Origin of the sequence: Bacteroides sp. 214 (genome assembly GCF_010501015.1) — a bacterium.
Classification (GTDB): domain Bacteria; phylum Bacteroidota; class Bacteroidia; order Bacteroidales; family Bacteroidaceae; genus Bacteroides.
Window position 1 is genome coordinate 13,883 of the sequence record NZ_QVML01000010.1, and the last position, 14,920, is coordinate 28,802.

The window sequence follows — 14,920 nt, forward strand, 5'->3', positions numbered from 1 at the left end:
AATTGGAATTTATTATTTTTAGAATGTTAAGTTTAAACCTACAACATAACTTCTTGAACGAGGATAAGTTGAACTGTCGTATCCCGGAGTACATACCACGTTGTCATTACCTGAAGTTACTTCGGGGTCGTAACCATCGTAACCGGTTATTGTCAACAGGTTGTTTCCTGTAAAATAGATACGCGCGTTAGAGATCATAGCTTTCTTCAACCAGTTTTTCGGGAAAGTATAACCAATGGTAACTTGTGCCAGACGCAGGTATGAGCCATCTTCCACATAATAAGAAGAAGGATAAGTGATGTAACTTGAGTTAGTCAAACCTAAGCTCCATGTGCGTGATGCTTCATTAGGGTTCAATTCTTTGATACGAGCCAATGTAGTAGCTTTTTGACCGGTGTTAGGATCTATCAGACGGTAATAGTTGTCGCCAAACTCCGACTGTGTGTTTTGGTAAACAGCATAAGGGCTCATGCTATGTTTTGTAGCATTGTAGATGTCGTTACCCACACTGAACTTCATGAAGAAGCTAAAATCAAAGCCTTTGTAAGTAAAGCTATTGTTGAAACCACCAATAAAATCGGCAGCACCGTTACCTATTTTCACCATCTGACGTGTAAACTGGTCACCTTCTTCATTGTCGGCAGCAAATTTCATATCACCAGGTTGTGGTGTTCCGTTAGCAGGTTTTACCACACCTTCTTTTAGTGTAAATGAACCATTGCCATTGTCTTCAAAATCGTCTGTTGTATAGAGTCCATCATATTTATAACCATACATATCTCCCAACGCTTCGCCTACAACAGCATAATAGGTCAATGTACCAGCACGGTTGCTACCTACCGAGAATGTTTTGTTCTCAATATCTTTCTCTAAAGAAACTACTTTTGAGGTATTGAAAGAGATATTAAAGTCAGAAGTCCAACGGAAATTCCTAGTCTGTATATTCGTTGTATTCAATGTGAATTCCCAACCACGGTTACGCATTTTACCAATGTTTTGGAACTGATTGGCATAACCGGTAGAAGCAGGAAGAACGCATTTCATTAACAAGTCGGCTATTTCATTATTATACCACTCGGCTGTTAGATTCACACGACTATTGAACAAAGAGATATCCAAACCGATATTGGTAGCTTTTAATGATTCCCATTGTAAGTTGGCATTTCCCAGTGTAGTGTCAACTATAAAAGCCGGATTACCTGTATTATTGTTCATTGGGTAACTCGTTTGTTTCAACGAGGTAGTATATCTGTTACCCTCAATATCATTGTTACCTGTTACACCATAACCTACACGCAGTTTCAGGTTATTTACTACGTCGTCAATGCTGTTTTCTTTCCAGAAAGATTCTTCAGAGATGCGCCATGCTACCGAAGCTGATGGGAAGGTACCCCACTTGTTACCTTTTGCAAATTTAGAAGAACCGTCGGTACGAATGGTAGCAGTAAGCAAATAGCGGTCGTTGTATGAATAGTTGGCACGTGCAAAAAGCGAAACCATACCACCGCGCGAGTGCGATGTGGATTTTTCGTTAACTTCGGCAAGGCTGATATCATCAAGTCCCTTATTAGGATATTGGAATTTTTTAAGACTCAACTTGTTTCCTGTTGATTCTGAATAAGAAACTTCATGACCCAACAATACGTTTACTCTGTGCACACTGGCAAAGGTTTGTGCATAGTTCAAGGTATTTGAAACCTGATATTTATATGACTCTGAATTATTGATATAACCGGTCATACCTGTATTTTCGGGGTCCATCAGGTAAGAAGTTGAATTTTCATCTGTAAAACCAGTGTCTTTACCATTAGACCAGGTGTACTGGCCTGCAGTGCGCCATGTAAAATGTTTCAAGAAGTCAAATTCTATTCCTGCGTTTACTGTAAAGAGGCGAGAGCGCTTATTGGAAGTCGATGCATTATTTTGCACAATAGGATTGGCAGTATCATAACTAGAGTCCAAACCCGATAATTCGGGGTAAGTTTGTGTGTAAAGCAACTCATCGCGGGTAAAACGTGTTCCACCATGGATAGGTTGAAGAAGCACGTTCTTCATGCCCGAGTAAGCACCACCACCGTCTCTATCAGTATTAGAGAACATGGTATTGAAGTCAAAACGAACACCTTTAAATAGTTCCGCGTTAAGCTTAGCACGAACTGTGTTCTTAGCTTGGTTGTGGTTAGCTAATAAACCATCTTGTCCGTTGTGGTTGTAGCTCACTAGGAACTTCAACGTTTCACTACCACCTGTAATGTTAACATTGTGGTTTTGTGTCAAGGCTGTTCCGCCAAACACTTTGTCCTGCCAATCTACCACATCGGCAGTAGCATAGCGGCTATTCATACGGCCATAAGCTCCCGAATAAAAATCGGCACCATCGGTAGCTGTGTTGTCATCAAAGATAGCACTATATTGCGAAGGCTTACCTTGAAGCACAGCCATCTCGTATTGATATTTTGTGTAATCAAGTGCGTTGTCCATCATATCCAATTTCTTAGATATTTGGTCAAACGAGAAGAAAGCATTATACGTTACCGATGTTTTACCTTTCTTACCCGATTTAGTAGTAATCAACACGATACCATTCGATCCGCGCGCACCATAAATAGCAGTAGACGAAGCATCTTTCAAGATGTCGATACTCTCAATGTCGTTGGCATTGATATTAGAAAGAGCGTCGCTCATTTCAAAGCCATCTACTATATAAAGAGGTGCGGTTCCTTGCGTGATAGATGTACCACCACGAACGGTGATTTGAGCACCTGCACCGGGTGCACCACTGGCTGTAACAATGTTTACACCGGCAGCTTTGCCTTGAAGTGCTTGAGCAGCAGTCATAGCAGGCACAGCAGCCAAGCTACTAGCCGACACCGACGAAACAGCTCCTGTAAGGTCTTTTTTCTTTACCGTACCGTAACCGATAACCACCACTTCGTCGAGCATTTTGTCGTCGGCAGCCATTGTTACGTTGATAGTGCGTCTTGCACCTACGGTAATTTCTTGGGTTACATAGCCCACATAAGAAAACACCAGTACACTTTTGTCACTTGGAACATTTACCGTAAACTTACCGTCAAGGTCGGTTATAACACCGGTTGTTGTTCCTTTCACAGAAATACTTACACCCGGCAGTGTTTCAAAATCATCTTGCACCGTTCCGGATACAGTAATAGTGCTTTGCGCGAACGTAGCAGTCCACATAAACGCAGCAGCACAAAGCAGAAATAACCTAAGAACAAAAGGATTTCTCTCTCTTTTCATACTTTTTTATGTTTTTAATATTAGTTTCTAGGTCAATGGATTTAAACATCAACCTCTATCTCGTTATCGCAACAAAAATAGAGAGTTCCAAACCAACGCTCCCCGACGTTTTTTCCTTTTTACCCAAAACCTGTACCGCTACAACCGAAAAAGCAATTAGCAAACCCGAAAAATTGTCAGAACACCCGAATATTGTATATATCCACACGCTATACCAATGGCTATGTAACACCACCTCGAAACAAAAAAAAGAATACACGAATGTTTTTAATCAAAACTGACTGAAAGATAACTGAAAGGTAACTGAACGATGACTGAACGGTGACTGAACGGTAACTGAACGCTAGAGGAAGAAAAAGAGGTTTTTATGCGATTTTTAGATACACAATAGTAAAACATATAACTCAAAACAGTCCATTTCATCGATATTAATCAAGTAAACTCCCTCAAAACAAACACAAATATTACACAACAACAAAACAACCATGAAGAGCAAACAAAACACCAGCGTTTCACCAGCATAAGATAAGATTAGATAAGAAAAGAAAATACTACTAACGTAGTAGAAAAGAAAGTCGCAGCAGTCGTCGACGAACATGCTTATGGCTCTCTGCTCAAATGCTTATGGACTGCGGGGTGAATACTTATGGCTCGCGGGGTGAATGCTTATGGCATACGAGGCAAATGCTTATAGCAAACAAGGCAAGAGCCATAAGCAAATGTGAAGCGTTGCTAATAATCTTAATCAACAGTCTGTTTGTCGGGGATTTTTTGTAACTTTGCACTTTAGCAATTATGAAAAAAATACGACTAATTCTACTGCTAATTTGTTGGACCGCACTGCCGCTTTTCGCCATAGATGGTTTGAGGTTTGAGAGCATCACCAACAAAGAGGGTTTATCACATAATACCGTCAGGAGTATTATGCAAGACAGTCGTGGCTTTATGTGGTTCAGCACTGTCAACGGGCTAAATCGCTACGATGGACACAAATTCATCTCCATGCATCCCGAATTTGGGGTTGCCTCACTTGCCGAGAACAATATACGCCAAACCATAGAAGGCTACAACGGGCTGATATGGGTGCAAACTACCTCCCGGTACTTCAACTGCTACGACACAAAAACAGAGTCTTTTGTGGACTACACCGGCAGGAACGAAGCACGCAATTATCGCAAGATACACATAGCAGCCAATGGCGACACATGGCTTTGGGGGACAGAACATGGCGCCTGCCACATCCGCTACGAGGAGGAAAAAGGCATCCCCACCCTGTACGACGCAAACACCATCGGCACAAACACCGTTTCGTTTGTCATTGAAGACACCACCGGCGAAACCTGGATTGGCACCGACAAAGGATTGCTGCAAATAGCCAATGGCATTCCTAAGCAAAGCAACATCGGGAACCAGCTCTACAACTACCATAGCGCAATTGAAGTGGAGAACCAGCTCTACTTCTTCACCAACGACAACATTGTGCTTGCCTTCGACAAAAAACGCAAAGTATTTACAGCTACCATTCGTCTGAGCGAAAGAAAAACGTTCAACATAAACCACACCTTCAAGCTGGATAATGAGCGAATACTGATTGCCGGCAAGCAAGGCACGCTACTGCTGGATGTTGCAGCAAACAGGGTGAGTAGCGCCAAAAATCTGTTTGGTGGCGAAGAGATTGAAAACAGCAACATCAATACCGACAACACCGGCAATGCGTGGGTGTATAACCGATCGGGCAACATCTGGCGTTTTAGGAAAGAGCTTGAGAGTTTTGAGAAATATCGTCTGATACCCCAATCTATTCTTTCGCTTATCGACATGGAGCGATATGACATTCTTTGCGATTCGAGAGGCATCGCGTGGATTACCACCTTTGGCAACGGGCTATTCACCATCGAGAACAACGGAGAGGTAAGCCACTTTACCACCGGCAACAGCGGATTACGCACCAACTACCTCCTCTCTGTGCAGGAAGACCGCGCCGGAGAGATTTGGATTGGCACCGAGAACACGGGTATTTCCAAGATTTCGTTTGCCCAATACAACAACAAAGTATTTTTACCTAACACGCAAAAAAACGGTTATTCGGATAAAATTATTCGCAGCATCTTTGAGAATCCTGAGAGCGAGTGCCTATGGATTGGAACCAAAAGTGGCGATATATACGTGTTCGACAAAGATCTGAAGCGAAAGTTCAATATCTCGCTCAAGCAAGGCGTGGCTTATTGCATGACTACAGATGGCGAAGGCAACACATGGATAGGCACCAAAGGAGATGGATTACTTGTTGTTCCCAAAGGTAAAAAAACGCCTCAGGAGAGCTATAATTACCATTTTGCCGACGACAACAAAATCGGCACTAATAACATTTACACCATTTTGCGAGATACTAAAGGGCGCATGTGGATAGGAACCTTTGGAGGTGGGCTGTTTCTGTGCGAGCTGCGAAACGGTGTGTTCAACACGACATCGTTCGCTACCGTAACCGAAAAACAAAGACAAATCAGATGTATCATTCAAGATAGCTCCGGACTCATCTGGGTAGGTGGAGAGAATGGCATCATCACTTTCGAACCCGAGAAGTTGCTTGCAAACGACCGGGAATTTAAGCATTATCACTTCGACCGTGACAACCCACATTCGCTCAGCAACAACATTGTAAAAGCCATTCATGAAGACGCACGACGTAATATTTGGGTAGGCACATCGGGTGGCGGACTTAACCTTGTCACCAAAGAGGCCTCGACAGGAGAGTTCTCGTTCATCCATTACACCTCCGAGGAAGGTTTGATGAGCAATATGATACAAGCCATTCTCGAAGATCAAAACGAGAACATTTGGTTAAGCACCGAAAATGGAATTTCCAAGTTCAACCCTGCCGACGTACTATTCGAGAACTACAATTTCCTCGATAGCTGGGAAAGCGATTTGTTTTGCGAATCGGCTGCTTACAAACGAAAAAACGGAGAGCTACTTTTCGGCAGTTTTAACGGGATGTATATATTAGACCCCGCTTCCTTTGACACCAAGACGCTGGTACTGCCGGTGACTATTACCGAGCTAAGCATCAACGGAGCGCCCGTATCGCCCAACACTCCCGACTCGCCATTAAACGAAAGCATTACGAAGACACAAAGCATCCGACTGAGACATGGACAAAACTCGTTTAGTCTGGAGTTTTCTTCGTTGAACTACCAAAGTTCACACTCTAACCGCTATACGTATATCCTGGAGAATTACGACAAGAGCTGGAACCCTGCTACGCAATACAACATTGCTACCTACAAGAACATTCCGGCGGGGAAGTATCTTTTCAAAGTAAAGAACGTAAACAACGTACATGCGTGGGACAATATGGAAACGCTGCTGGAAATCATCGTGGTACCTCCTTTCTGGAAATCGTGGCAGGCTCTATTGCTCTACATAGTCGTGTTCCTTGTAGCTGCATTCTTTATTGGTCGCCTACTGCTGAAAATGAACAAGCTACACAACGACGTAGCTGTAGAAAAGCAGTTCACAGAGTTCAGGCTACGCTTCTTTACCAACATATCGCATGAGTTCAGAACACCGCTGACCATTATCCGCGGAAGCATTGAGAGCATGAGCAACTACAAACCTCTGCCTGCTCCACTAAAAAAACATATCCTTACGCTGGAGAAAAGTTCTTCTAAACTGATGCGCCTGATAGACCAGTTGCTCGAGTTCCGCAAGATGCAGAACGACCAGATGGATTTGCGGGTAGAACAGACGGAGGTAGTTGGTTTCGTCAAAGGCATCTATGAAATGTTTACCGAAACCGCCGAAAGGAACCGGATAGAGTTTACCTTCGCCAGCAACGAGGAATCCAGAGTGGTACTATTGGATAAAGGAAAGATAGAGAAAGTAGTATTCAACCTACTCTCCAACGCCTTCAAATACACCCCGGAGGAAGGGAAGATAGCACTGAACATGGCTTTCGAAGAGACGAACCCTTACTTTACCCTCACCGTGTCCGACTCAGGTATTGGTATTCCACCCGAAAAGCGAGAGCTGTTATTCGTGCGATTCAAGCAAATAAATTACTCTACCGCAGGTATGGGTATTGGCTTACACTTGGCTGCCGAGCTCACACACATCCATAAAGGAGACATCACATATAGCGATTCGGAATGGGGTGGAGCATGCTTCATCGTATCACTACCCGCAACCGGCGAAGAGTACGACGCTGCCGATATCGTGACAAACGTAAAAGTAGCCGAAGAGCGGAAAATAGTTATCAACCTCGACGAGCACGACACGGTAGAAGAGGTAAACGAGGAAAAGAAAGAGCCATCGACCAAGAAATATAAGATTCTTTTGATTGAAGACGATGAAGAGATACGTATCTTCCTCGAAGATCACCTGAAGGATTTCTTCACCATTGTTACTGCTGTAAATGGCTTGAAGGGATGGGAAACCGCCATTGAAGAGCAACCCAGCCTTATAGTGTGCGACGTGATGATGCCCGAAATGGATGGCTTTGAAGCGACACGCAAGCTAAAGGCCGACTTCCAGACCAGTCATATTCCTATTATTCTGCTTACTGCACACTCTTCTATCGAGCATCAGGTAGAGGGCATCAATGCAGGGGCCGATGCGTATATCATTAAACCTTTCAGTACGGAATATTTAATATCGCGCATCATCAAGCTTATTGAGCAGCGCGAGAAACTGCAATATAAATTTGCACACGAACCGGGCATCATACAAACCACCATCTGTACAACCGATAAAGACAGTGAATTTATCGCGCAAATCAACGAAGTGATAGAGCAGCACATCGACAATGCCGAGTTCTCTATCGACGACTTTGCGCATGCCGTAAACATGGGAAGAACCATCTTCTATAAGAAGATAAAAGGAATTACCAACTACTCGCCCAATGAGTATATGCGCATTATCCGCCTGAAGAAAGCTGCCGACATGTTACGCACTACCGACCTGACTATTTCGGAGATAGCTTACAAAGTAGGGTTCAACGACCCCGCATACTTTAGCAAGTGCTTCAAAGAACAATTCGGTTCGAAGCCAACCATATTCAGAAACGGGGAAGGGCAATAGCCCCTCCTCTACTCGTTCTCGCTTGTTACCTGTTTACCGTTTACCGTTACATTATCAAGCACCAGATTTACCACATTTTTCATTTGGGTGGCTTTGGGCGATTGTTTCACATGTATATTGCGCAAGGTAATGTTATGTAGTTTTGCTTCGGGTACACCGTTTGCCATGATAGCAACACTATCTACCCGGTTGCAGGTTACATCTTCTATGGTGATGTTTCTGAATAACGTAGGATAGTTGCCACCACGGTAGCCATGATAATCCGTACGGAAATTAACCATACCCCACAAACAGATATCTGCATGGATACGACGCATATAGAGATTCTCGAAGAAACCACCACGGTCGAGGTTGGACTTGAAGTAGATACCATTGCGGCAACTGTCTATCTTACAATCCTCTATATAAATATCGCGCACACCGCCCGACATCTCGCTACCAATTGTTATAGCCCAATTAGCAAAATGACAGTTGCGTACAATCACACTTTCGGTAGCTTGTCCTATGCGCCAACCATCCTGGTCGCGTCCGGACTTAATAGCGATACCATCATCGCCCACATTGAAATGCGCATTTTCTATCAACACATTGGTTGAAGACTCGGGGTCGCAACCATCGTTGTTATAATTGAAACTTTCGATATACACATCGCGCACAATGACATTATCGCAAAATACCGGATGAATAATCCAGAAAGGCGAGTCGTAAATCTGCACACCTTCTACCAGTACATTGTTGCAGCCGTAAAACTGAATCATGCAAGGACGCAGGTACCAACCTTCGCCAAAGGTTCTTTCGTAAACAGGAACGGTATCGTTGCCCATTTGTCGCAACCTGTCCATAGCCGGACGTTCCAAAGCCTTCCATGTATTGAATACTGCCGCTCCGTTGCCATCTATCGTACCTTTACCGGTTAGCGCCACATTGGTACATTGGTAGCTATATATAAAAGGTGAATAGTTGAAACATTCGGTTCCTTCCCACTTGGTCAATACCATGGGCAGATAATCTTCGGGAACGGTAGAAAACTCCAATCGTGCTTGCTCCTCCAAGTGCAGGTTGACATGACTCTTTAGTACGATAGGGCCTTTCACAAAGAAAGTTCCCGCAGGAATAAGCACTTTGCCACCACCATTACGGTTACATTCATTGATCGCTTTGAGAATGGCAGGGCGACTGTCGATTGTTTCGCTGGGTGTAGCACCATAGTCGAGAATGTTGTAAACAGCATCAGCGAATACGGGTTCAGATATATTCTTTAGGATTTCGGGTACTTTGTCCCAACCGGTAGCGTCGTTACTTTTAACCGTTGGACTCACACATGAAGTAGATGCAATCGTCGCAAAAACAAGGACGAAAAAGAGATGTAACTGTTTCATAATTTTAGAGTTTGGGGCTAAAGATATATATTATTTAAGAACAAAGTGCTATTTTTGTAGAAAACCAATAAAATACAACACATGAATAAGTTACCATCTCTCCTACCCACCCTCATCGGATTTCTACTCGTTTGCGCTCCCGCCATGGCACAACAAGAGCTTCCTCTCTGGAACAAAAATATGCCCAACAGTAAAGGTATCCCTACCAAAAACATCATAGCCAATGAGCGTATCACCCAAGTAGGCACTCCCTACATTCAAGTGTTCGAACCTTCTAAAGCAGAACGTACCGGAACTGCCGTACTCATCATTCCCGGTGGTGGCTACGTGCGGCTGGCACACGAAATCAGCGGCATTGCGCTGGCCAAGTGGTACAACACCATGGGAGTAACCGCTTTTGTATTGGCACATCGTTTTCCGCAATCGCCCGACGTGGTAACTTGCTACAAAGCACCCTTACAAGACGCACAACGTGCCATGCGTTATATCCGTGCGAACGCAGCAACTTATGGAATAGATACAAACAAAGTAGGTGTTATGGGTTGCTCGGCAGGCGGACATCTAGCTGCCTCACTGTGCGTGTTGAAAGAAGATTGGTCGGCGGCAGGCGATTCGTTGGATGCGTATAGCTATACACCGTCATTTGCAGTGTTGATATCGCCCGTTATTTCGATGGACGACGCGATGGTGCATAAAGGAAGCCGAAGCAACTTGCTTGGCGAATATGAAAAAGAGGAAACAATCCGCACTCTTTTTTCTTTAGAAAAACAAGTTGCCGCAGATACACCTCCGGCATTACTCATTCATGCGTCTAACGACAGGTCTGTATCACCACTAAACAGTTTGGCATTCTACACATCACTGCAACAACACAAGGTATTGAAGTCGTCCGTGCATATATTCCCCGATGGTGGTCATGCCATTTCCCTGCGCAAGCAACCCGGAACAACTATATTCTGGTCGGAGCTAGCAGAGAAGTGGATGATAGAAATTGGAGCACTGATACCATTATAAAAGAAAGAGGGGCGTTATTGCCCCTCAATTTCTTTATCCACAGTGGAAGAACTCCCTCACCAAATTCGTCATTAGCGCCGGAGTATCCTTTATATCTTGTCGCAAGTTGCCATCTCTATATGATTCAAGTTTGCGAATAATGCCATCAATCATACTGGCACCGAACACACTATGCTGTTCGTACACCGCGCGTTGCTCTTGCAGGCATACAGCCGAGGCCGCGCAACTATCGGGTAAACTTTGTAGTGCTTCGAGCTTGTGTTTGTGCTCGGCAGAGTGAATATTTACATCCACATAGGTTCGCTCGGCAATCGCAAGAGCTTCTTCGTCGGACATGGTGATGCCATAACGACAAGCCACACATAATCCGGCAAGCAGTTGGTAAATATCGGCAGAACCATCGGGCGAGCGCATTTCAAAAGTAGGTTTCATAGAAGTATCACCCTTCTCAACCTCTGCGCACGGATTTACAACAGAAGACATACATTGAGACATGTTCCAGCCCAACGGCACACGAATGAGTACCGAACGATTGCGGTCGCCCCAACAAATATTAGTAGGTGCTTCCTGATGTGGTACCAAACGGAAGTAGGATGTAGGATTTGTATTACCAAAGGCAGTAATAGAAGGAGCCAACGTAATAAGGCCGGCAATAGCTTTGCGAGCCGTAGTAGAAAGCTCGTTATTCTCCATTGTTATATTCTTACCATCCTTGATAAAGCGCATATGTACGTGCATACCCGAACCTGCTTCACCTGTTATAATTTTAGGAGCGAAACTCACCTCAAGTCCGTAGCTGTAAGCTAAGTTGCGGATGATATATTTTGCTATAACGATTTGGTCGGCAGCCGATTCTAAATCAGTAGGCAGAAACTCTATTTCGTTCTGCTCGTACACCTTACCATTGCGGGTAAAGTTACCTACTTCGGAGTGTCCATACTTAATCATACCGCCGGCTTTCGCTATTTTGCGCATGCAGTCCATCCGAAATTCGTTGAGCTTAGCAAAAGGAGCCGACTCATGATAACCACGCTGATCGGCAACCGGGAAGATTTCACCTGTATTTTCTACGCTCTCAATAACATAGTACTCTAGTTCGCCCATAGCTTCCATAACCAAGCCGGTCTCTTCGGTGAATACCTTAGCTGCTTTATGCAGGGCATATTCGGCGGAGCTTTCCAAGCGGTTTCCATCTTTATCAAAGTATGAGCAAAGCAGGCACAGCGTAGGAATTTCCGAACAAGGGTCTATAAAAGCGGTACGGAAACGTGGAACCACATAAAGGTCGCTACTGCCCGAACCGATAAAAGGGAAAAGGCTGGAACCATCCACACGCTCACCATTGGTAAGAATGGATTCCAAATAAAGTTGGTCTGTTACAACAAAATTTAATGTTTTCAGTCTGCCGTCGGCAGCCGGATACATAAAGTTGACCATCTCTATTTTATTTTCATCAATAAACTTAATGATGTCACTCTTTGTACAAAACTGTTTTCTACTCATAGTAATATGATTTATTGTTAAAGGCCAAACAGGCGATATATGGCTATTTGGCTTGACAAATGTACACTATTTTATGTACCGAAGAAATATTTGAGTTTAAAATCTATCGGCTTGCCACCCTAATTAAAACTCTTTTTTTGTTTTTAACTCCTACATTTGCGTACTCTTGTAAATAGAATTCTTTATTTTTGCTCCATACAATACAATTACCATGAAAAAAGCACTACTACTCGCAACACTACTGTGTTTATCCGCTATGCTTAGCTACGGAAACGATTTACGTACCCAAACAACCCTCGAAAAAGGATGGAAGTTCACAAAGGGAGATTACCCCGAAGCTTCGGAATCCACATTCAATGATAAGAACTGGCAAACGGTTGTTGTTCCGCACGATTGGAGCATTTACGGACCTTTTGACATAGAGAATGATTTGCAGCGAGTAGCTGTTACGCAAAACTTTGAAACAACCGCAACGCTTAAAACCGGACGCACAGGCGGACTACCCTATGCAGGCGTTGGTTGGTACAGACGAAACTTTGATGTGGCAAACTTCGCACCGGGTAAGCGCGTGTCGCTACTCTTTGATGGAGCCATGAGCGAAGCACGTGTCTACGTAAACGGCAAAGAGGCTTGCTTTTGGCCCAATGGTTACAACTCTTTCCATGTAGACATCACCGAGTACTTAACCCCCAATGGTATAGGCAATGTGCTTGCTGTTCGTTTGGAGAACAAAGAGCAATCTTCGCGCTGGTATCCGGGAGCAGGACTATATCGCAATGTCCACCTTATTATTACAGAGGAAACACATGTGCCTGTTTGGGGTACATATCTTACCACGCCACATGTTTCGGCTGAGTTTGCCTCAGTATGTCTGAAAACTAAGATTGCTAACGACAAGAACAATGACATCCGTGTCTATACCGAACTGATAGCACCCGACGGCAGTGTAGTAGCAATGAAAGACGACACACGCAAAATTTACCACAGTAGGGAGTTTGAACAGAATTTTATTGTGGAGCATCCACAACTTTGGTCGCCCGAAGAGCCTGTACTCTATCATGCCGTATCCAAAATATACGTGGACGGTAAACAGATAGACGAGTACACCACGCGTTTCGGCATCCGCCACATTGAAGTCATTGCCGAGAAAGGATTCTACCTCAACGGCAAACACCGTAAGTTTCAAGGGGTATGCAACCATCACGATTTAGGACCGCTCGGTGCGGCAGTAAATGTAGCAGCATTACGCCGACAACTCACATTGCTCAAGGAGATGGGTTGCGATGCTATTCGCACCGCGCACAATATGCCCGCACCGGAATTGGTAAGGCTATGTGATGAAATGGGATTTATGATGATGGTAGAACCTTTTGATGAGTGGGATATTGCTAAGTGCAAAAATGGTTATCACCGCTTCTTCCAGGAATGGGCAGAGAAAGACATGGTGAATATGTTACACAACTACCGCAACCACCCGTGTGTGGTTATGTGGAGTGTTGGCAATGAAGTACCCACACAGTGCCGCCCCACAGGCTATCAGGTAGCCTCTTTCTTGCAAAACATCTGCCATCGCGAAGATCCTACCCGCCCTGTGACATGTGGCATGGACCAAGTTAGCTGCGTACTGAAGAATGGCTTCGCTGCATTACTCGACGTACCGGGACTGAACTACCGCGCACATCGCTATGTGGAGTCTTACGAGAATCTTCCTCAAGGAGTTATTCTGGGCTCGGAAACCGCCTCTACAGTTAGTTCGCGCGGAGTATATAAATTCCCTGTAAAAGTAGCGCCTATGACACACGACGACCATCAATCTTCTTCTTATGATGTGGAGTATTGCAGTTGGGCAAACATCCCCGATGACGATTTTGCCTTAGCAGATGATTATGATTGGACTATGGGGCAGTTTGTCTGGACAGGGTTCGACTATCTTGGCGAGCCTTCGCCGTATGATACCGATGCTTGGCCAAGCCATAGCTCACTCTTCGGGATTATAGATTTAGCCAGTTTACCGAAGGATCGCTACTATCTCTACCGCAGCCAGTGGAACAAAAATGCACATACGTTACATATACTTCCGCACTGGACATGGCAAGGACGCGAAGGAAAGGTTACTCCTGTATTTGTGTACACCAGCCATCCTAGCGCCGAGCTTTTTGTGAATGGCAAAAGTCAGGGTAAGAAAACGTTTAGCAATGAAAGTGTATTGCATCGCTATCGTCTTATGTGGATGGATGTAGTTTATGAGCCCGGTGAGTTGAAGGTGGTAGCTTACGATAAAGCCGGTCTTGCGGTGGAAGAAAAAACAGTTCGTACAGCAGGTAAGCCACACAATATTGAACTTCGTGTGGATAGAAAAGAAATAACTGCCGATGGTAAAGATTTGGCATATATCACCGTTCGCGTAGTAGACAAAGAAGGCAATCTCTGTCCGCATGATGCTCGTCTGATAAATTTCTCGGTAAAAGGTGCCGGCAGCTATCGTGCCGCAGCCAATGGAGACCCAACTTGCTTAGAGCTCTTCCACTTGCCACAAATGCACGCATTCAGTGGAGAACTAACAGCCATTGTGCAAGCAGGAGAAACGGCAGGAACAATTACCTTCGAAGCTAAAGCGAAGGGATTGAAGAGCGGAAAGGTGATTATACACTCCAAATGTAGTTTTACGAAATAGGTCTTCACCT

6 protein-coding genes are annotated in these 14,920 nt (G+C 44.4%); 3 read left to right on the forward strand and 3 right to left on the reverse strand.

The window, feature by feature from the left end:
* Nucleotides 1–18 precede the first annotated feature (18 nt).
* Nucleotides 19–3,261 (reverse strand): SusC/RagA family TonB-linked outer membrane protein, encoded by a 3,243-nt coding sequence (locus D0T50_RS08715; RefSeq protein ID WP_370520898.1) that lies wholly within the window; start codon nucleotides 3,259–3,261, stop codon nucleotides 19–21.
* Nucleotides 3,262–4,056: 795 nt separating this feature from the next.
* Between D0T50_RS08715 and D0T50_RS08720 the strand changes: the two genes are divergently transcribed.
* Complete coding sequence (locus tag D0T50_RS08720) at nucleotides 4,057–8,340, forward strand: hybrid sensor histidine kinase/response regulator transcription factor (RefSeq protein WP_163223139.1); 4,284 nt, start codon at nucleotides 4,057–4,059, stop codon at nucleotides 8,338–8,340.
* 8 nt (nucleotides 8,341–8,348) lie between these two features.
* Here D0T50_RS08720 and D0T50_RS08725 read toward each other — a convergent pair whose 3' ends face one another.
* Nucleotides 8,349–9,719: a glycoside hydrolase family 28 protein gene (locus D0T50_RS08725; RefSeq protein ID WP_163223140.1), complete on the reverse strand. Its 1,371-nt coding sequence runs from the start codon at nucleotides 9,717–9,719 to the stop codon at nucleotides 8,349–8,351.
* Between the two features lie 81 nt (nucleotides 9,720–9,800).
* On the opposite strand from D0T50_RS08725, the gene D0T50_RS08730 reads away from it, so the two are divergent.
* Nucleotides 9,801–10,733 carry an alpha/beta hydrolase gene (locus tag D0T50_RS08730; protein WP_163223141.1) on the forward strand — a complete coding sequence of 311 codons (933 nt, stop codon included), beginning with the start codon at nucleotides 9,801–9,803 and terminating at the stop codon, nucleotides 10,731–10,733.
* A 33-nt stretch (nucleotides 10,734–10,766) separates the two neighbouring features.
* On the opposite strand, the gene D0T50_RS08735 is transcribed toward D0T50_RS08730, so the two are convergent.
* Nucleotides 10,767–12,236, reverse strand: coding sequence for a glutamine synthetase family protein (locus tag D0T50_RS08735; RefSeq protein WP_163223142.1), 1,470 nt, complete (start codon nucleotides 12,234–12,236; stop codon nucleotides 10,767–10,769).
* 211 nt (nucleotides 12,237–12,447) lie between these two features.
* Between D0T50_RS08735 and galB the strand changes: the two genes are divergently transcribed.
* The gene (galB, locus tag D0T50_RS08740) at nucleotides 12,448–14,910 is read left to right on the forward strand and encodes a beta-galactosidase GalB (protein WP_163223143.1); all 2,463 of its coding nucleotides are present in this window, start codon (nucleotides 12,448–12,450) and stop codon (nucleotides 14,908–14,910) included.
* Nucleotides 14,911–14,920 lie beyond the last annotated feature (10 nt).